Origin of the sequence: Metabacillus niabensis (assembly GCF_902829255.1) — a bacterium.
Lineage (GTDB): Bacteria > Bacillota > Bacilli > Bacillales > Bacillaceae > Metabacillus > Metabacillus niabensis.
Map to the genome: position 1 here is coordinate 58,787 of NZ_CADEPK010000011.1, position 20,419 is coordinate 79,205.

At 35.7% G+C, this 20,419-nt stretch carries 17 protein-coding genes and 2 pseudogenes; 8 read left to right on the forward strand and 11 right to left on the reverse strand.

Going from position 1 to position 20,419, the window contains the following annotated elements:
- Positions 1–121 precede the first annotated feature (121 nt).
- Entirely contained in the window at positions 122–1,249 is a 1,128-nt protein-coding gene (gene nspC / locus HU235_RS02510) for a carboxynorspermidine decarboxylase (RefSeq protein ID WP_174879255.1), read from the reverse strand.
- A 1-nt stretch (position 1,250) separates the two neighbouring features.
- Positions 1,251–2,489 carry a saccharopine dehydrogenase family protein gene (locus HU235_RS02515; protein ID WP_095301622.1) on the reverse strand — a complete coding sequence of 413 codons (1,239 nt, stop codon included), beginning with the start codon at positions 2,487–2,489 and terminating at the stop codon, positions 1,251–1,253.
- Positions 2,490–3,500: 1,011 nt separating this feature from the next.
- Between HU235_RS02515 and HU235_RS02520 the strand changes: the two genes are divergently transcribed.
- The gene (locus HU235_RS02520) at positions 3,501–5,039 is read left to right on the forward strand and encodes a malate:quinone oxidoreductase (RefSeq protein WP_267905702.1); all 1,539 of its coding nucleotides are present in this window, start codon (positions 3,501–3,503) and stop codon (positions 5,037–5,039) included.
- A gap of 514 nt (positions 5,040–5,553) precedes the next feature.
- Here the strand turns inward: HU235_RS02520 and HU235_RS02525 are convergent.
- Entirely contained in the window at positions 5,554–6,258 is a 705-nt protein-coding gene (locus tag HU235_RS02525) for a DUF421 domain-containing protein (RefSeq protein WP_174879256.1), read from the reverse strand.
- A 177-nt stretch (positions 6,259–6,435) separates the two neighbouring features.
- Positions 6,436–7,644, reverse strand: coding sequence for a threonine ammonia-lyase (gene ilvA, locus HU235_RS02530; protein ID WP_233452114.1), 1,209 nt, complete (start codon positions 7,642–7,644; stop codon positions 6,436–6,438).
- A gap of 216 nt (positions 7,645–7,860) precedes the next feature.
- On the opposite strand from ilvA, the gene HU235_RS02535 reads away from it, so the two are divergent.
- Positions 7,861–9,072, forward strand: a complete 1,212-nt coding sequence (locus HU235_RS02535; RefSeq protein ID WP_145582720.1) for a sensor histidine kinase — start codon at positions 7,861–7,863, stop codon at positions 9,070–9,072.
- A gap of 63 nt (positions 9,073–9,135) precedes the next feature.
- On the opposite strand, the gene HU235_RS02540 is transcribed toward HU235_RS02535, so the two are convergent.
- Together HU235_RS02540 and HU235_RS02545 are read right to left on the reverse strand one after the other, a co-directional pair.
- Positions 9,136–10,164: a FecCD family ABC transporter permease gene (locus HU235_RS02540; protein WP_174879257.1), complete on the reverse strand. Its 1,029-nt coding sequence runs from the start codon at positions 10,162–10,164 to the stop codon at positions 9,136–9,138.
- Positions 10,161–11,201 (reverse strand): FecCD family ABC transporter permease, encoded by a 1,041-nt coding sequence (locus HU235_RS02545; RefSeq protein WP_095301616.1) that lies wholly within the window; start codon positions 11,199–11,201, stop codon positions 10,161–10,163. Before HU235_RS02545 ends, HU235_RS02540 begins: the two co-directional genes overlap by 4 nt.
- Before the next feature lie 148 nt (positions 11,202–11,349).
- Between HU235_RS02545 and HU235_RS02550 the strand changes: the two genes are divergently transcribed.
- Positions 11,350–12,309 (forward strand): iron-hydroxamate ABC transporter substrate-binding protein, encoded by a 960-nt coding sequence (locus HU235_RS02550; protein ID WP_145582741.1) that lies wholly within the window; start codon positions 11,350–11,352, stop codon positions 12,307–12,309.
- Between the two features lie 176 nt (positions 12,310–12,485).
- A complete protein-coding gene (locus HU235_RS02555) occupies positions 12,486–12,941 on the forward strand; it encodes a CBS domain-containing protein (RefSeq protein WP_095301615.1) in 456 nt (151 codons plus the stop codon).
- 232 nt (positions 12,942–13,173) lie between these two features.
- Here HU235_RS02555 and HU235_RS02560 read toward each other — a convergent pair whose 3' ends face one another.
- Together HU235_RS02560 and HU235_RS02565 are read right to left on the reverse strand one after the other, a co-directional pair.
- On the reverse strand, positions 13,174–14,016 hold the full coding sequence (locus tag HU235_RS02560; protein WP_174879258.1) for an aldo/keto reductase: 843 nt from the start codon (positions 14,014–14,016) through the stop codon (positions 13,174–13,176).
- A gap of 18 nt (positions 14,017–14,034) precedes the next feature.
- Positions 14,035–15,243: an MFS transporter gene (locus HU235_RS02565; RefSeq protein ID WP_145582552.1), complete on the reverse strand. Its 1,209-nt coding sequence runs from the start codon at positions 15,241–15,243 to the stop codon at positions 14,035–14,037.
- A gap of 205 nt (positions 15,244–15,448) precedes the next feature.
- On the opposite strand from HU235_RS02565, the gene HU235_RS02570 reads away from it, so the two are divergent.
- Positions 15,449–15,832, forward strand: a complete 384-nt coding sequence (locus HU235_RS02570) for a winged helix-turn-helix transcriptional regulator (protein ID WP_095301611.1) — start codon at positions 15,449–15,451, stop codon at positions 15,830–15,832.
- 150 nt (positions 15,833–15,982) lie between these two features.
- Positions 15,983–16,134 (forward strand): annotated as a pseudogene (locus HU235_RS24850) (PhnA domain-containing protein); the annotation flags it as partial.
- A 47-nt stretch (positions 16,135–16,181) separates the two neighbouring features.
- Here the strand turns inward: HU235_RS24850 and HU235_RS02580 are convergent.
- Complete coding sequence (locus HU235_RS02580; RefSeq protein ID WP_095301610.1) at positions 16,182–16,781, reverse strand: NADPH-dependent FMN reductase; 600 nt, start codon at positions 16,779–16,781, stop codon at positions 16,182–16,184.
- A 164-nt stretch (positions 16,782–16,945) separates the two neighbouring features.
- On the opposite strand from HU235_RS02580, the gene HU235_RS02585 reads away from it, so the two are divergent.
- Together HU235_RS02585 and HU235_RS02590 are read left to right on the forward strand one after the other, a co-directional pair.
- Entirely contained in the window at positions 16,946–17,791 is an 846-nt protein-coding gene (locus HU235_RS02585) for a VOC family protein (RefSeq protein WP_145582553.1), read from the forward strand.
- Positions 17,792–17,910: 119 nt separating this feature from the next.
- On the forward strand, positions 17,911–18,582 hold the full coding sequence (locus tag HU235_RS02590; RefSeq protein ID WP_095301608.1) for a YdeI/OmpD-associated family protein: 672 nt from the start codon (positions 17,911–17,913) through the stop codon (positions 18,580–18,582).
- 241 nt (positions 18,583–18,823) lie between these two features.
- On the opposite strand, the gene HU235_RS02595 is transcribed toward HU235_RS02590, so the two are convergent.
- Both HU235_RS02595 and HU235_RS02600 read right to left on the reverse strand, forming a co-directional pair.
- The gene (locus HU235_RS02595) at positions 18,824–19,534 is read right to left on the reverse strand and encodes an ABC transporter permease (protein ID WP_174879259.1); all 711 of its coding nucleotides are present in this window, start codon (positions 19,532–19,534) and stop codon (positions 18,824–18,826) included.
- Positions 19,531–20,380: pseudogene (locus tag HU235_RS02600) on the reverse strand (ABC transporter ATP-binding protein). Before HU235_RS02600 ends, HU235_RS02595 begins: the two are co-directional and overlap by 4 nt.
- Between the last annotated feature and the right edge of the window lie 39 nt (positions 20,381–20,419).

Genomic DNA, 20,419 nt, shown 5'->3' on the forward strand with positions numbered 1-20,419 from the left:
AAAATAAAATTAATTATAAAAAACTGGAATCAAAAAGGATTCCAGTTTTTTAACCGTTCTTTGTAATGTTGATTTTCAAATAGTAGTACTCTTCAGTTAGACCGTTAATGCAATGCCTCTTTTATGCTAGTCTTGTTTTGAAATCCTGATAACCGAATTCACGGACGACTTTACAATCACCATTTTTATCTTGTATCGCAATAGCTGGCAATGCCATTCCATTGAATGTATTTGTTTTTACCATCGTGTAAATTGCCATATCGCCGAAGACTAATCTGTCACCACATTTTAATGGTTCGTCAAAGGAATAATCTCCAATTACATCACCTGTTAGACAGGTTTGTCCGCCAAGTCGATAGGTAAATGGCTTTTCTCCTGGCTCGCCTGACCCTAATAGAGGTGGTCGATATGGCATTTCCAATACATCAGGCATATGACAAGTAGCTGATGTGTCAAGAATTGCAATATCGATCCCGTTTGTATGAGTATCAAGTACTGATGTAATTAGGTATCCTGCATTAAGAGCAATAGCTTCTCCTGGCTCAAGATATACCTCCAACCCATACTTATCCTGCATTCTTTTAATACATGATTCTAGAGTTGGAATATCGTAATCTTCTCTTGTAATATGGTGGCCACCGCCAAAATTAATCCATTCCATTTGTGGCAACCATTGCCCAAACCTTTCTTCCACTGCATTTAGAGTTGTCTCTAAATCGTCTGAGTTTTGCTGGCAAAGGGTATGGAAGTGTAGCCCTGAGACACCTTCAAGCAAATTAGGACGGAAATCCTCCTGTTTAACACCGAATCTCGAACCTGGTGAACACGGATCATAGATTTCATGACCAACCTGTGTGGAGCATTCAGGGTTAATACGTAAGCCAACCTTTCTTCCTGCTTGAAGAGCCTTATCTTTGAACTTTTCCAACTGTGAAAAGGAATTAAAGATAATATGATCGCAAATAGATATAATTTCGTCGATTTCATCCTCACGGTAGGCAGGGGCAAAGACATGATTTTCCTTGCCCATTTCCTCGTGACCTAGGCGAGCCTCAAATAAACCGCTCGCTGTTGTGCCACTTAAGTATTTTCCAATTAGGGGATACATCGTTGTCATGGAAAATGCCTTTTGTGCCAACACAATCTTTGCTCCTGTACGTTGCATAACACCATTCAGGATTTTTAGATTTTTTTCAATGAGTTTTTCATCGACTACATAACAAGGAGTTGGTAATTCTTCAAAAAGCATTTTAGCGAACTAACTCCGGTTCTGTAGTTTTTGTAGATTCCTCATCAACAAGAACTGGATTAAAATCTTCTACCCATGGAAGTCCCCATTTGTTCAACTCTTCCATAAATGGATCTGGATCAAATTCTTCAATATTGAATACGCCTGGTTTGTTCCACTTTCCAGTTAAAATCATCGCTGCACCGATCATAGCTGGAACACCTGTTGTATAAGACACTGCTTGGGAGCCAACTTCTGCATAGCATTCTTGGTGATCACAAACATTGTATAAGTAGTAAGTTTTCTCTTCGCCGTCTTTTTTCCCTTTAAAGATACAACCAATGTTTGTTTTTCCAACAGTACGTGGTCCTAGTGTTGCAGGATCAGGTAAAACAGCCTTTAAGAACTGAAGCGGAATAATTTGCTTGCCTTCAAACTCAATTGGTTCAATAGAAGTCATTCCTACATTTTCAAGTGCTCTTAGGTGAGTAAGGTAGCTTTCACCGAATGTCATGAAGAAGCGGATACGCTTAAGTCCTGGAATGTTAACAGCTAGAGATTCAAGCTCCTCATGGTAAAGCAAATACATATCCTTTTCGCCAACTTCAGGGAAGTTATAAACACGTTTGATTTCCATTGGTTCAGTTTCAATCCATTCACCATTTTCCCAGTATCTTCCGTTTGCTGAAACTTCACGGATATTGATTTCAGGGTTGAAATTAGTTGCAAATGGATAACCATGATCGCCACCATTACAGTCGAGAATATCAATATACTCAATCTCATCAAAGTGATGTTTTAACGCATATGCAGAGAAAACACCTGTTACACCTGGGTCAAATCCACTACCTAAAAGAGCTGTAATCCCAGCCTTTTCAAATCGCTCGCGGTATTCCCATTGCCATTTGTATTCGAATTTTGCTGTATCTTCTGGCTCATAGTTTGCTGTATCCATATAGTGTGTTTTTGTAGCAAGACAAGCATCCATGATCGTTAAATCCTGGTAAGGTAAAGCTAAGTTCATTACGATATCTGGTTTTACTTCTTCAATTAATGCAATGAGCTCATCAACATTATTTGCATCAACCTGTGCAGTCGTAATTTTTGTTTTGCCACCATCTAGTTTTGCCTTTAATTCATCACATTTAGATTTTGTACGGCTAGCGATACAAATTTCTTCAAATACCTCACTGTTTTGTACACATTTATGAATGGCAACTGATGCCACTCCACCACAACCAATAACTAGAGCTTTTCCCATTTTTCGTCTATCTCCTCACTTAATAGATTTTTTTAACGGAATTTCATAACAACCCGATTAACGGTGTATCTGCCACTTGCGATGTTTGTAGAAAAAGGAAGATTTATATAACTACTCAAAACAAAAAAGCAAGTGTAAAAACGCATCATCGCGCATCACACTTGCTTAAGATATAATCGTTAATATTAAAGAAAAAGAGGTAACTCCATAACAAAAATAATGTGTAAAAATACGAAGAAAGCTCTTTAATATTCAGAATATATCAATTATGGATCAGAGTCTATATAGCAAATAATTACTTTTTCCACTCTTATTGACCGTTTCACAAGTTGATGTGCAAATGCACTGGTTGTAAAGTAACCAACTTATAAAATTTGAGCTTTTAACTCAATCAATAAGGCAACTAAAGTTGCCGATCGGCATTTGACCCGGCTGTCCGTATGGCCTTAACATCCTTTATAAGGGAAGTGGTCAAAAATTATCTGCTTGGAAAGACCCAAATATTTTGAAATGAAGCTTTCCATTTACGCATCTTTTATAATAACACATGCTATATTATTGCAAAAGAAAAAAATAAAATTATTTATTAAAAATCGACAAATTAAGACATTTCTATATTTTACATTGCAAAATGATGCCTAAAACAACTTCGTAAAACCCTTTTATATTTGTAGATTAAGATGCACTAAATAAAAATGAAACATAATAAAAATTATCTCCAATTTTAATGAAAGACCAAAATTTTCATTTTTTTCGGATGCTTCATTAAGAAGTAATTCGTGTATGTTTCTAGGCTCTATGGACAGATTTCTCACTTTTTTACAAGCTTTAAATAGTTTATAATTATTTGATAAAGTAGATACTTTAATCTTTAAATAGTTTATAATTATCTGATAATAGAAAAATTTTAATTTTATATAGTTTGCGTATTTAAAATGGTTAATTTAGACAGAAAAGGTGTTTGACTAAATCGTGTCTTGGTTTGTTGTGACGCATATAAACAGCGCTTACATCCTTTCTGCAAATTTTAGGGGGATAAGGAGTAAAATGAGCAATAAAGAAACTACCACAGACGTTATCTTAATTGGTGCCGGAATCATGAGTGCGACTTTAGGGACACTTCTAAAAGAACTAGTTCCTGATTGGAAAATTACTGTTTTTGAAAAGCTTTCAAAAGCAGGTGAGGAAAGCTCTAACGAATGGAATAATGCAGGTACGGGGCATGCGGCATTGTGTGAACTAAACTACACAGTCGAAAAACCAGATGGATCTGTTGATATTAGTAAAGCGATCAGCATAAATGAACAGTTTCAGGTTTCAATGCAGTTTTGGTCTTATCTTGTAAACAGCAAGCTGATACATAATCCACAGGATTTTATTATGCCTTTGCCACATATGAGTTTAGTACAAGGGGAACAAAATGTATCGTTTTTAAAAAAGCGTTTTAAAGCGTTATCAAACAATCCGTTATTTAAAGGGATGGAATTTTCCGATGAGCCGGAAAAATTAATGGAATGGATTCCGCTCATTATGAAAGACCGCAAATTAGATGAACCAATCGCGGCTACGAAAATTGACTCTGGTACTGATGTTAATTTTGGTGCTTTAACACGTATGTTATTTGAACACTTAAAGGGTCAAAATGTCGATATCCATTACAAACATAATGTTAGTAATATTTATCGTACGAGTGACGGCTTATGGGAATTAAAAGTGAAGAATCTTGAAAGTGGTAATGTTGAACACCATACTGCCAAATTTGTCTTTATTGGAGGCGGTGGAGGAAGCCTACATTTATTGCAAAAATCCGGTATTCCTGAAGGGAAGCATATTGGTGGTTTCCCGGTAAGTGGAATTTTTATGGTTTGTAATAATCCGGAAGTTGTTGCTCAGCATCATGCAAAGGTATATGGAAAAGCTAAGGTTGGTGCGCCACCTATGTCTGTTCCGCATTTGGACACGCGATATATTAACAACAGAAAAACGCTGCTTTTTGGACCATTTGCAGGCTTCTCACCAAAGTTTTTAAAAAATGGCTCAATGTTCGATTTAATAACTTCAGTGAAACCGGATAATCTTTTAACAATGCTTGCGGCAGGCGTAAAAGAGATGTCATTGACGAAATATTTAATCCAGCAAGTTATGCTATCAAAAGAACAGCGAATGGATGAGTTACGTGAGTTCATCCCAAATGCTAAAGATGAGGATTGGGATTTAGTAGTAGCTGGTCAACGTGTGCAAGTGATAAAAGATACTGAAGCTGGAGGAAAAGGAACGCTTCAATTTGGTACAGAAGTAATTACTGCTAAGGATGGTTCGATTGCAGCATTACTAGGTGCCTCTCCAGGTGCTTCAACAGCTGTTCACGTTATGCTTGAGGTAATTCAAAATTGCTTCCCAGAACATATGGATGAGTGGGGGCCGAAACTAAAAGAAATGATTCCTTCTTATGGGTTGTCATTAATGGAAAACCCTGAGCTTCTCCATGAAGTTCATACTTCTACAGCGCAAGCGCTTGGTCTAAGCCAAAAAAGGCCGGTTTTTAGTTAAGGCTCTTTTCTGAAAGTGAGACTTCTGTGTGTTACATGGGTAGGTGAGGCACCTCAAATGTTTACACTAAGGCGGTATACCACCCACCCCGCGAAAAGGGAGTACTGTATGAGGAAATCAAGAAAAACGACAACTAAGTAAAAAGCAACAAAGTTTACGAAAACAGCCTTAGTCTGGAAATAATGAGTACCTTCGATCGATTCTTGGATTGAAGGTCTTTTTTCTGTATAAGGAAAAAAGAAATAATAAGCCTTTTGCAACATTTATAAATGGAGAGATGTTGGTCTAGATGAGGCTTTAGTTGAGTTATGCTTCGTAAATGGGTATAGAAACAGTTGTAAAGTAAAAGAAGCGAAAACTGTAGAAGGCATTAGGCGTTGTTATCTATAAAACCATTAGACATAATCAATCGGAAATACTGCTGTTGTACAAAAATAATGCGGATGTTTCATGTGAAACATTCGCAAATTTTAGAACATGATATACGAAAAAGAGTAAGTGCCTTTCGATCTACCTATTTGAATAAAAAGACATTTAGTTTTTCGGTTTTGTCAATTGTCGCAAGTAGGACTTTTTCCACCTCAGTTTGATATAATCTTTTTAAATTGGAAACGAGCCATTCTTTATCCTTTTGAATGTTTGTTAATTCCTGGGCAATAATTTTCCCTTCTTTAATAATTGTTCGCGGCATATCAAAGGATTTCACCTCTATATTTAATGTTTCTGGAGTAATTGGTTCATATTTTGGATCTAAGAAAATGGATAATTTTCCTTCTGCCTCCCAATAAGCTAAAGCAACCTTTTTAATATCTTCAATTTTATCCTTTCTTAATTCCTCCAATAAAACATCAATAGATATTCTCGCATGGAGTAAACCTTTATATATAACTTCCCCATTTTTGATAACAGGAATTGGTTCATGATTTACAAAATTCCGAAACCATGGAAATTTTAGCATAGAGAAAACCCCTATAATATATAAAATGACTAAAACAACCGTAGTAATGATTGATCCTTTTAGACCAAGTTCCTCGTCAGATAAAGGGTGAGCTATAATATTTCCGATAACTAAAGCAATGACAAAATCAAGGAGCCTTAATTGAGAAATAGCTCGCTGTCCAATTATTTTAGCCACAATAACTAAAAAGAAAAATGATACGACGGCTCTCAGAACCCACTCAATTGTAGTAAGAGATCCCTGACTTTGGAAAAAGTCCATCAATAAACACTTCCTTTATTCGAAATAGCATATTTTCAAAGTACTAGTGGTTGATGCTCTTAGTATAAGATAGGAATGTTTTCCTCTATGGAGGAAAGGTACATTAAGAAGGCACAAACTAGGAGATGCTCTAGTATGTCGTCTAACGAATCATTTCCCTTTTTTTATCAGTTTTATTTAATAATGAGACATTTCTACATTATATCCTTTCTCAGTTAAAGCTTTATGGAGAAGGGAGATATGGTCATGATTTTTTGTTTCTACAGATATCTCAAGCTGTGCATATCCAGGAAGAATATTTTTCCCTATTCGGCTTAAATTAACCGATTGAATATTTGCATCATGGGCAGAAATGGAATTTAAGACCTTTTGGAGCTGCCCTGGTTTATCAGTTATAGTAATCGTAAATTCAACAAATCTACCTGACTCAACCATACCACGTTCAATAATTCTAGATATAAAATTCACATCAACGTTTCCGCCACTTAAAATAGCAACTACTTTTTTCTCCTTTAGTTTTACTTTATTATATAGCAATGAAGCAAGGGAGCATGCACCAGATCCTTCAACAAGTAGCTTATTCCTCTCTAATAGCATAAGCATCGTTCTTGCTATCTCCATCTCATCTACACAATAGATATCATCGACATACTTTTGGACAATTTCAAATGTTCTTTGTCCGGGCTTCTTAACAGCAATCCCGTCGGCTATCGTAGGTGATGACTCAACAGTAATAGGCTTATTTACATGAATGGATTGTTGCATGCTTGGGCAAGAGAGCGCTTGGACGCCGTATACGGAAATATGGGGGTTTTTCTCTTTTACTGCCATTGCAACTCCTGCAATAAGGCCCCCCCCGCCTACTGGGCAAATAATTGCCTCAACATCAGGAAGCTGTTCAATAATTTCTAACCCAACCGTACCTTGCCCAGCGATAATCGCTTCATCATCAAAAGCATGAATAAATGTAGCATCCATTTTCTGTTTAACTTCTAATGCATAAGATAGGGCATCATCAAAGGTGCCACCCTCCAATATAACATCTGCCCCGTACTGCTTAGTTGCTTGAATCTTACTAAGTGGTGCACCTTTAGGCATGACAATTGTGCATGGCACATCAAGCATTTGGCTAGAATATGCCACTCCTTGGGCATGGTTACCTGCTGAGGCAGCCACAACGCCCTTCTTTAACTCATCCTTTGCAAGGGAGCTAAGCTTATTATAGGAGCCTCTTACTTTAAACGACCCAGTTTTCTGGAGATTTTCAAGCTTTAAAAAGACTTCATTTTTCGCTAGATTACTAAAGGTTTTTGAATAATCTAGTGGAGTTGTATGAACAATCCCTTTCATTTTCTCCCTTGCGATAACAATGTCATTAAGATTCATAAGGTTCGCCTCCATTTTCGTGCCAGCCAGAATTCCTTTTCTTAGGATGTGCTTGTGACAGCATACTATGTCTTATTTTAGAAAATGACTATAATTTAAGAGAAAGAGTGGAATGAATTTATGTTATTTACTCAATTTTTAGTAAAAAATACCTATGATGTGTTAGGATATACAAAGATGAAGTATTAAGATATTTGAAATAACAAAGGAGTATGTATGAACGAATTTTATACTCATATAAATAAAAGGCTTTATTATATTACTGTGATCATTGTTATTTTCTTATTAATAACTGGTATATTAGTAAAAAATCCATTTTTAAGAGAAGTAAATGCAGGGTACATTATCCAGATTGTTCTTGCCTTTATTCTTACTATCTGTTTATTGTTATATCCAAAATATGTGACACATTATTTGAGAGTAATCATTACTATAACAGGTGCGGCATATTTCTATGTTTTATTCTTTTTATATCCGGAGACGTGGTCAACCTTTATTTTTCTTTGCTTGATTCCGGCATCAGCGATTATGTTTTTTGATTCAAAGCTTTTTTATTTTTCGATTGCTTTAAATAGTATTACGATCATCCTTCTATTTGGATATATTGCGTTTGTGGACAAGGGAAATCTCTATCCTTACATTAAACAGGATATAATCGGGAATGTAATAAATTTTATCGGTAGTCAAGGAATCCTATCGTTTATCTTCTATTTATCCCATGGGCGCATTAAAAAGCAGCAGCTTTACTATGAACAAATCCAACAATCTGAACGTTTAAAAACAACTGGACAGCTTGCAGCTGCAGTCGCACATGAAATTCGAAATCCTTTGACCGTTGTGAAGGGATTTCTCCAGTTATATAAAGATGATCCTGAAGTTAATAATGATAAAAAGGGACATTTTACATTAATGATCGATGAATTAAACACAGCTGAGCAGGTTATTTCTCAATTTCTAGCAGTTGCAAAGCCTACGAAGGAGTTAGAAACAGAAACAGTCAATGTAAAAAGTGTTCTTCAAAGTGTTACAGACTTACTACTTTCCTATGGGCTGTTACATGATAAAAAAATTGAATTAGAAATGATAGAGGATTGTTATATAGCTGCAAATAATATTGAAATGAAACAGCTGCTTATAAATATTATAAAAAATGCAATTGAAGCTTCCAAAGAAGGGGATTCAGTATATATAGTAGCGGGAAGAAAAAAAGATGCTGTTGAGATCAAAGTGATTGATTATGGAACAGGGATGACGGAGGAAGAAGTAAATTCCCTTGGGACGCCTTTTTATTCATTAAAAAGCAAAGGAACAGGATTAGGGATGATGATATGCTTCAACATTGCGGCCAAATATAAAGGCACAATTCGTTTCCAAAGTGCTAAAGGGAAAGGGACAACGGTGACAATTAGCTTTCCAGCAATTAAATAAGAAAAAGAAAGTAAAAAGGAGAGTGACTCAAAAGGGTCTGCCCCTTTTGAGCCCCCTCATCATTTACACCTTTCTCATAAGGAGATAAATAAAATAAGGTGCTCCTAATATAGACACGACAATTCCGACTGGTAATTCCATCGGTGCCATAATTACTCGACCTAACGTATCAGCTGACAAGAGAAGTAAACCACCTAATACTGCTGATAAGGGGAGAACCTTAGCGTGGGTTGCTCCTACTAATCTTCTTGCAATATGTGGGGCAATTAAACCTAAGAACGTAATACCGCCACCTACTGAAACACATGCCCCAGCAAGTGCTACAGAGATGACTAATAGCAATCGCCGTTCTTTTTCCAGTTGGACACCTACCCCAATCGCAATTAAATCTCCAAGCCGCATGACATCTAAAACCCTTGATTTATAAATAGTAAAAGGAATTAGAAGGATGACCCATGGTAATAAAGCTAAAACAAATGTCCAATTCGTTCCCCAAATTGTCCCCGATAACCAGACAATGGTCTTCATAAAATCAACAGGCTCCATTTTCATTTGAAAAATGATTAGACCTGCACCAAATGCAGCATTTACGCCAATTCCAACTAATAAAAGTCTTACCGACGTAACTTGTCCGTTTTTCCAGGAAATAAAATAGATTAAAAACGCTGCTAGAAATGCCCCAACCAAAGCGGTGAGCGGCATGATAAATACCGATGTCCAGCCGTTAATAAAGCTTGTCCCTTGAAAGAAAAACATATATAAAACAACTGCAAAACCTGCTCCAGAATTAATCCCTAGTATACCTGGATCAGCTAAAGGATTCTGTGAAATTCCTTGAAGGATTGCTCCCGAAACGGCAATACCCATCCCTACTAGAATGGCCATAATGATTCTTGGTAAGCGAAACTGAAATATTGTTAATTCATTTTGCGGTGTACCATTTCCAATGAGAGTGGAGAGAACATCATGTATCGGAATTTTGATTTGTCCTGCATTAATACTAAGAATAATGACTAATACAGTTAGAATAAGTGATGTTATCATTAATCCCCGAAACATATTCTTTTTCGGGGTGAAGTTTTTTTCTATCATAAACCTCTTCCTTCCTTACGAGCTAGATAGAGGAAAAAGGGAACGCCGATAATAGCAGTAATAGCTCCAACTGGCGTTTCATATGGTGCATTAACCATTCGTCCAACAATATCAGCTACAATTAAAAGAATTCCTCCTAAAACGGCCGAGAAAGGAATAATCCAGCGATAATCAGTTCCGACTATAAATCGCGTTATATGTGGAATAACCAGCCCGATAAATCCGATCATTCCTGCAATCGAAACGGCGGCACCAGTTAACAATAATACGACAATTGTACCAAATAGCTTCACTATACTAGTATTTTGCCCAAGTCCTTTAGCAACATCTTCACCTAAACTTAAGATAGAAATAGAGCGCGAAAGGAATAAAGAAAGTACAAGTCCACCAATAATAAATGGTAAGGCAAATTGAATATGCTGAGGCTGCACACTTGAAATACCCCCTGCATACCAGTAGCTAATGTCTTTTGAAATATTGAATTTTATTCCTGTTGCAGTAGATAACGAGCTAAGTAAAGAAGTAATTGCTGACCCTGCAAGAGCAAGTTTAACAGGAGTAATTCCTCCTTTAGAGAGTGAGGAGATACCAAATACTAGAGCAGCACCTAAGCCTGCACCAATAAAAGAGAAGGACATTAAGCCTAAATGTGTAATCCCTGGAATCAACGCAAGTGAAATAGCAATTAAAAAGGAAGCTCCTGCCGTCACACCCATAATAGAAGGGGATGCTAGAGGATTTCTAGTCATTCCTTGCATAATTGCTCCAGAAACTGCTAGGGCAGCACCAACAAAAACGGCAGCAATAGCGCGAGGTAAACGTAGTTCATGAATAATTACATGTGCGGAATTATGTAAATCATAATGAAAGATAGCATTTAAAACATCATGATAGGTTAAGTCAGCTGCACCGAAATGGATAGACACAATAATTGAGAAAAATAAGAGAACGATTCCAAATATTAGAATAACTACACTGACAAACCGATTTTTATATGTATAGGGTAATTCATTAGTAACGGGTTTCTTTATTGCCATTGTTAACAACTTCCCTCTAAAATAATAGTTGACAATGAGAGATTAAAAAAACTAAAATGAGTATGACATTGAGAATCATTATCAAAAAATAGCTAAGTACTATTTTATCATAACTTTAGGGGGAATAAAATTGCTTAATAAGAAAAATATGCTGAAGATCGTTGGAATAGGCATATTAACAATAGCATTAGCCGCATGTGGTCAACAGGATTCATCTCAAGGGGATTCATCAACAAAAAAGGCGGATAATGGAACAGAAGAAGCGGCTACAAGAACATTAACGGATGCGATGGGTAATGAGGTCACAATTCCTGCTAACCCAAAACGTATTATTGCTAGTTATTTAGAGGATAATCTTGTAGCTTTAGGTGTGAAGCCAGTCGCTCAGTGGAGTGTAAATGATGGACAAAGCATACAAGGTTATTTACAAGATGGCTTAAAGGAAATTCCAACAATTCCTCATGACCTCCCGTTTGAAGCTGTTCAAGAAATGCAGCCAGATTTAATCATTATGGATTCCGCAAGTATGGTAGAAGGCGGGAAATATGAGCAATATAATCAAATTGCGCCAACATATGTTATTGGAACAGAAGAAAATAATGATTGGCGTCTTGAATTAACAAAGGTTGGAGAAATTCTAGGTAAAGAGGAAGAAGCTAAGAAGGTATTAGAGGATTATGATAAGAAAGCTGCTGAGGCAAAGGCGACGATTGAAGAAAAGGTTGGAAATCCTTCAGTTGCTGCTGTTTGGTTAGTTGGCGGGAAATTCTTTATGGTTAGTGAAACTTTATCAAGTGGTGCTGTTATGTATGGAGATTTAGGGTTGAAAGTACCTTCTGTTGTTAAAGAAATCTCAGCAAAAGCAACAGGAAACTGGAGCGAAATATCACTCGAGAAATTAGCTCAATTAGATGCAGATCATTTATTTTTAATCAATAGTGATAAGGCAACAGGCTCAGCACCTTTAAGTGATGCGTTATGGAAGAGCATCCCTGCTGTAAAAGCAGGTAACGTTTATGAATTTTCTCCTGACGATAGCTGGTTATATACTGGTGCAATTGCAAATGGCCAAATTATCGATGACATCCTAGAAAGTTTAGTTAAATAATTTTAAGAGAGAAGGCTATCATTTTTTTGATAGCTTTTTTTATGTTTAGGGATCTTTTGTAAGTTTTTAACGAAAGCTAAAAAAGGGTAAGTTGATAATAATAAAGGTTTTTGCTAGTTAAGTGATATAATATCTATATAAAGTAACTATTCCACGATCCATAGAGGAGGATAAAAATGAAGGCTCAAGATATTATGAACAAATATGTATACAAAGTAAAAGAGACAGAAAGTGTTCGTAATGTAATTGAAAAGTTTATCGAACATGGGATAAGTGGGTTACCGGTAGTAAATGACCGAAATGAAATTGTTGGCTATGTAAGTGATGGGGACATCATGCGTTTTATCGGAAAGCATAAAGATATCATTATTAATGGTTTCTTTTATGTAAATGTTATAAAAGGTGACGAAGAAGAGTTTGAAGAAAGAGTAAAAAAAGTACTTGAATTAAATGTAATGGAAATTGCAAAAACATCTGTGGAAAAAGTATCTTGGGACACGGATGTAGAGGATATCGCAGCATTGTTAGGGAAAAAGCAAATTAAAAAGCTCCCTGTGGAACGTAACGGAGTATTAGTTGGTATTATTAGCCGTGGTGATGTCATTCGAACATCGTTTAAGGCGTTAATGTGAAGTTAGATAAAGAGAGTCCGCCTCATTCTATTTGAGGCGGATTTTTTAACAAGGTAAGAAAGTATAACATTTTGAACTTAGTTTTAGTGTCTAGCTCCAGCGCCTAGCCCCTCGAGGTCATAAGTCAATTTGGAATTGAAGGCAAAGAACGCCTTCTACTCCAAATCGCCTTATGCTTGTCGGGGCTGATCAAGGCGCTTGCGCTTTTCTTATGAATAAGGGTATTTAAGAATTAAAAATCAAAATTATCTGGGTCTGGTCCTACACGATAATTATCATTTAAACGATTAATTCGTTCCATATCTTCAGCATTAAGCTCAAAGTCAAATATATTTGCATTAGCTAGAATGCGTTGTTCTTTTGTTGATTTTGGGATTGTGACAACACCATTTTGTAAGTCCCAGCGTAAAATGATTTGTGCAACAGTTTTGTTATAGCTTTTTGCAATTTCTTGTAAAAGCGGATGGTCTAATAATTGTCCTTGCATTAAAGGAGACCAAGCTTCTAATTGAATGTGATGCTCCTTACAAAATGTTTGGACTTCCTTTTGGGTGAGTCTAGGATGATACTCAACTTGATTGACCATTGGATTTATTTCAGCGTCCTTTATTAACTCCTTTAAGTGATGAACCTGAAAGTTACTTACACCTATTGCTTTAACTCGACCTTCTTTATATAAAGTTTCTAATGCACGCCAAGCTTCTTTAAATTTTCCTTCTACAGGCCAATGGATAAGATATAAATCTAAATAATCTAAGCCTAGTTTTTTTAAGCTAGCATCATATGCTGCAATGGTAGATTCGTACCCTAAATCAGAATTCCACACTTTAGAGGTTATAAATAGTTCCTCTCTAGAAATGCCAGTTTCTTTTATTCCTTCTCGAATGGCTTGTCCAACACCTTCTTCATTTTCATAAATGGCAGCCGTATCAATACTGCGGTACCCTTGTTTAATTGCAAATTTAATTGCATTTACCAATTCAGGACCTTCCTCAACCTTAAAAACACCGAGGCCGAACCAAGGCATTTGTATACCGTTCGCTAATTTCGTTGTATCTTGTAAGCTAGTAATCATCATTAATTCCTCCAAATGTTAAATATTTTTTTGATTGTTAAAGTTAGAGTGATCTTTTTTCTCAAGGGACCGGCTCAAGCCAGTAAGGAATACAGCTAATAAGACCATTAGTGAGCCGATCCAAGTAGTATGAATAAGTCCAATGGAATCAGTAATGACACCACCCAAAAAGGAGCCTAGCGCAATCCCTGCATTAAAAGCAGCAATATTAATCGCAGATGCGACATCTACTGCAGAAGGAACAAATCGTTCAGCTAACATGACAACATATACTTGTAATCCAGGTACATTCATAAAGGCTAATAAGCCCATCAAGAATATACTTATTAATCCAGCTATTTTAAATGGTGCAGTAAACATTAAAACAAATAGAACAATAGCTTGAATAATGAACATGTAAAATAACGATTTAATCGGATTTTGATTAGAAACTTTTCCGCCAATCATGTTTCCGATTGCAATGGCGATTCCATAAACAAGAAGGATGATAGCAACTGTTCCCTCTTTAAAGCCGGTTATATTAGTAAGGATCGGTGTTAAATAAGTAAAAACGACAAATGTTCCGCCATACCCTAATGCAGTAATGATAAAGACAAGCAATAAGCGTCCGTTTGTTACTAATTTTAATTGGTCGCTAAACGTAGTTCGCGTTGCCTTCTTTAAATTAGCAGGAATAAGGATACTATTTGAAAAGAGAGCGATAATTCCAACAATAACGATGACGACAAACGCGATTCGCCAGCCAAACTGTTGACCAATAAATGTTCCTAAAGGTACTCCGGTTACTGTTGCAACAGTGAGTCCTGTAAACATAATCGATATTGCACTAGCTCGACGATTTTCAGGTACTAAATCGGCAGCGATTGTCGAACCGATTGACATAAATACACCGTGAGAAAAAGCTGAAATAATACGTGCAATAAGTAAAATCGCAATGCTTGGTGCACAAGCAGCGATACTATTCCCAATAATAAAAATAATCATAATCCAGAGCAATAAAGTCTTTCGTGACATTCTTGAAGTAACTGATGTAAGAATTGGTGCTCCAAATGTTACTCCTAAAGCATATAACGAAACAGTTAAACCTGCTGTTGTTACTGGTATTTGTAAATCATCAGATATTAAAGGCAAAAGTCCAACACTAATGAATTCCGTAGTACCAATTGCAAATGCACTCACTGCTAAAGCAAGAAGTGCAAAGGTACTTCTTTTTTTATCTAATGTCATTTTTTCTCCTCCTTCTTTTTGATTAGGGATAAAAAAATCCCTCTATAACGCAAACTATATAAAAATCCTTTACTATAAATTTCAGCCGGCAAATGTTATTATGATACACATATAACAAAGTGAGAAGTACGTACTTTAAAGTAATATAGATACTAAAAAGTGATATAGGTACTTTTTGGTTCCTATAAAAAGGAGGACATTAATTGTGCAAAAAAAGAAATATAATATATCTGTTGAAGCAACGTTAGAAGTAATTGGCGGAAAATGGAAATGTGTTATTTTATGTCATTTAACACATGGAAAGAAACGAACTAGTGAATTGAAGCGGCTTATGCCAGATATAACTCAAAAGATGCTAACACAACAATTGAGAGAATTAGAGGCAGATGGGGTCATTAATCGAATTGTATACCAACAAATCCCTCCTAAAGTGGAGTATGAGCTAAGTGAATATGGATGGAGCTTGCAGGGTATATTAGATTCTCTATGTGCATGGGGGGAGAAGCATATAAAGAAAGTGTACGGGAACACATATGATGTATTAGAGGAAAATGAATTAAATAAACATCTAATGGAAGAGCGTCAGTAATTTTTATATATTTCGTCTTGCAAAAGGAAGTCAAGTGATGGGAAATTATGCTAAAAAACTTGAATTAGGATTGTAAAATAGTTTACGTTGGGGAAAAGATGACGTCATGGTTATCAAATTGTTTAAAATGCAATTTAAAGATGGAAAAGGCATGTATTAAACAATGATAATACAATTTTAATTATTAAAGATTTAAATGTAAAAGGGAGTTCATCTGTTTTGAAGCTAGGGTGAAAAACATTCGTTTAGTAAACGGAATTCATAATATAAATTGTAAAATTGAGGGATTAAGCAGCAAAAAAACAGGAGTCTATTTTAGGGACTCCTGTTTTATTTTATATGGTTTTACTTATCGAATGGTTTTTAATGCTCCACTCCAAGCAATTACTTGGTCAAGCATTTCATTTACATTTTTTAAATGTAATTCAGCTGGTTTGAAGGTAGTTCCATTTTCAAAATCAGTAAATAATGAAAGTGTTGGGTGTACACGAACATCTGCGATTAATAATTCTCCCATAATACCACGTAAATGTTCGGCAGCACGAGCTCCACCTGTAGAGCCATAGCTTACAATACCAGCAGCTTTGTTGTTCCATGCTTCACGTGCAGAATCAAGTGCGTTTTTAAGTGCTCCTGTAATGCTGTGGTTATATTCTTGAACAATAAAAACAAAGCCATCAAGTGTTGCTAACTTTTCATTCCATGCTTGTAAGCCAGGCTCTTGACCAGTACCTTCTCCTAAAAGTGGAAGTTTGTATTCTGCAATATCAACGATTTCATAATCCGCATCACCACGTTGATCTGCGATTGATTTTACCCATTCTCCGACTTGTGGACTCACACGGCCTTGGCGTGTACTTCCTAAAATAATCCCAATTTTTAATTTACCATTTGTCATTTGCTGTTCCTCCTTTGAATTTTTACCGAATAGTTTGTTTAAAAATCCCAAATTTATTGCACCACCTATAATTAATGGAAAACCCTTTACATCCAATTTTTCTTGAATTAAAATATTATTAATTCGAGATAATTGTATTAGACTGTATGGATTTTGTCAAGGCGTTTAAAATATATTCATTACAACAAAAAATGATGACGAAGGGAACGAAAATAATGGATAAATTTCATGAAAAACCAAATGTATTTGTTGGAGAAGTAACAATTAAAGTACAAGATTTAGAAAAAGCTACAGCCTTTTATCAAGAAATAATTGGTTTCCAACTATTAAAGAAGGAGGATAAAAAGGTTATTTTAACAGCAAATGGGCAAACCCCCTTGCTAACTTTGGAGCAGCCAGATCATGTAATTCCAAAAGAAAAAAGGGCATTAGGACTATACCACTTCGCAATTTTGCTACCAACAAGAGAGGATTTATCGCAATTTTTACGTCATATCATTCAAGTAGGATATCCAATTGGGGCAGCAGATCATGATGTTAGTGAGGCTTTGTACTTAAATGATCCAGATGGAAATGGCATTGAAGTATACCGTGATAGACCTTCGTCACAATGGACATGGAACAATGAATTGGTTCATATGGTGACAGAACAACTTGATGGAGACGGGATTCTAGCCGAAAGTAGTAAAAGTTGGCAAGGGCTACCGAAAAATACAATAATGGGGCATATCCATTTACATGTAGCTGATGTTAAAAAAGCAGAGGAATTTTATACGAAAGGGCTAGGCTTTAACGTTGTTAGTTACTATCCGCAAGCAGCATTCCTTTCAACGGGGAATTATCACCACCATATTGCCGTTAATATGTGGCAAGGAGCAAATGCACAAGTACCATCTAAAAATAGTGTCGGTTTAAAATGGTATACACTTGTGTATCCAAATGAGGCGGAAAGACAAGCTGTTGTTGAAAGGTTAAAGCAGCTTGGGGCACCAGTAAGAAAAGAAGAAGACTTCTATACGACGGAAGATCCGACAGGTAATCAAATTAAACTTGTTATTTAAAGCAAAATCAATCGCCAAGAAGATCACTTCATTAAAAATGAATGGTATGATAACAATAAAAACAGTATTATTTTCAGGAAATAATTAATGCAATAGGAATCGTTGTGAAGGTGGAGTATATGGCTAAAACAATAGTAGAAAAACTAAATTTACAAAAGTATGAAGATGTTGCGATTCTTAACCTACCAGAAGGTGAAGACTATTTAACAGAGCTGTCAAATTATGAAACTGAGCTTAAAAAGAATCGTTCATATGATTTAATTTTTGCCTTTGTATTAGACATGGAATCATTAAAAGAACTTGTTAATCAAGTAATTGAGCAAAAATCCCTTAATAAAAATGGCTATATGTACGTGGCGTATCCTAAAAAGGGAAACAAAAAATATTCAACATTCATTCACCGTGATGACCTGTTAGAGGGGATAGGTGCGGATGCAAATGGTTATGTTGGCAACAGTAATATAAAGTTTTCCAGAATGGTAGGATTTGACGATGTATTTACAGTAGTCGGTCTGAAAGAGGACGCAAAAGGGAAAAATAAGAAGTCAACAAAGGCTAGTCAATGTGTTGATGATTATATTGATCTCATTCCAAGTATCGAACGTGACTTACAAGATTCACCGGATTTACTTGCATTTTATCAATCCCTTACTCCAGGCTATCGAAAGGATTGGGCACGGTATGTATACAGTGCAAAACAAGAGGCCACAAAAGCAAAGCGTCGTGAAGAAATGAAAATGATTCTTGGTGAAGGATATAAAAGCCGAGATTTATATCGCCTTGATAAATAAAAAAAAAGAGACATTGGACAAATCCAGTGTCTCTATTTTTTACACTTTTTAGGAAGTGAAATTACCATCATAGCTTAACGTTATTACACCATAAATAATATTGTTCGTTTTCTTTAACACGAATTTCATAGGTTACTTCATAATCATTTCCAGAAATTACGGACCTAAATTTAACAAGCTACTCTTTCTTAATAACAATTTAAACTAGTTTTTGTTACCTGGGGCTGTGCATTCTTTTATGTTAGTCCATCATACGTTTACGATAGACGAAGATAACAAAGATAAAAACTACAGCTACCCAAATAAGAATAATGGCAAGGTTGGACCATACATCTATAAGATTTGCCCCTAACTGTACTTCATTTGCTAAAGTAATTAATTGCGAGTTAGGCATAAACTCAGCGACTTTTAAGAAAGGGTATCTATCAGAAAAAGCCGTTAAAAAATCTCCAAACGAAAAAATAAATATGAAAGGTAATATGATAACAGATGCTTCCATAACTGATTTCGTCATTAATCCTAATAAAGTACCAAGACCAATATAGAAAAAGGTTGAAATAATTATAGAGATTGCTATAACTAATGGGTTTTTAGGAAGATATTCTGTTAAAAAAGCACAAATGATAATAATGAATAAAGTTCCTAATAAGCTTAAAAGACTTTTACCTACTAATATTTCAAGTGAACTAGCGGGTGAGAGCATGAGACCGCGTAATGTACTCTTTTCCTTCTCTTCTGCGATTAGAGAGCATTGTACATAAGCAGATACTAAACAAAAAACCATATTAAATACTAAATAATGCTCATTAACCGTTTCAACACCGAATCGTCCATAAAGTGCGGCGATAATAAGTGGCATAAGTGCTGACGATGAAACAAATAGATTTTTAGAAACATCTTTATAGTCCTTTTGAAGTATTGCAGCCGAACGTTTAAATGAAAAAGTTGTCATGATAATTTCCTCCCTGTTACTTCTACAAATATATCTCCAAGTGTTGGTTCATTTGAGTAAATCGATACAATTTTGTCTTGCCTCATATAATCATAGATTGCTTGAGCTCCATCAGGTCCTTTGTCAATAATTTCCTTATTACCATCGGTAAGCTCAACAGTTAATGTATGATTAGCAAATTTTTGCCGAAGTGACTTGGGTGTATCCAACAATTGGATGGATCCATTATGTAGAAACGCTACTCTGTCACAAAGTGTTTCAGCTTCATTCATATCATGTGTAGTTAGAAAAATGGTTGTTCCTTGTTCCTTTAAGCCTTCTAATCCTTTATAAATATGCTTTGTATTAACGGGGTCAAGTGCAGAGGTAGGCTCATCTAGGAATAAAAGATCTGGCTTATGTAAAAAAGCTCTTGCCAAAATAACACGCTGAAGCATTCCCTTCGATAGCTTTGATACAACTTTTTTTTTTTGCCTCACTTAAATTCACCATTTCCAAAACTTCAGAAATTCTAGTATGTGGTACATCGTAAAGGTCACAATAGAGCTTTAAATTATCATAAACTGTTAATCTTTCATATAAACCAGTGTTGTCTGTAAGAACACCAATTTTTTTTCGATAGGCCGTTTCCTTTAATTTTGAAGCTGGAACACCAAAAACAAGTGCTTCTCCATCTGTTTGCGCTAGCTGAGCAGTTAATATTTTTATCGTTGTTGTTTTTCCTGAACCACTAGGACCTAGAAAGCCAAAGATTTCACCCTTCTTCACTTCAAATGAAACATCCTTTAATGCTTGTTGGTTTGCAAACAGTTTCGCTAATCTTCTTACTTCAATAATATTCTCCATCTTCATCCTCCACTGCTTTTATAGTAGTTGTTTGACGAT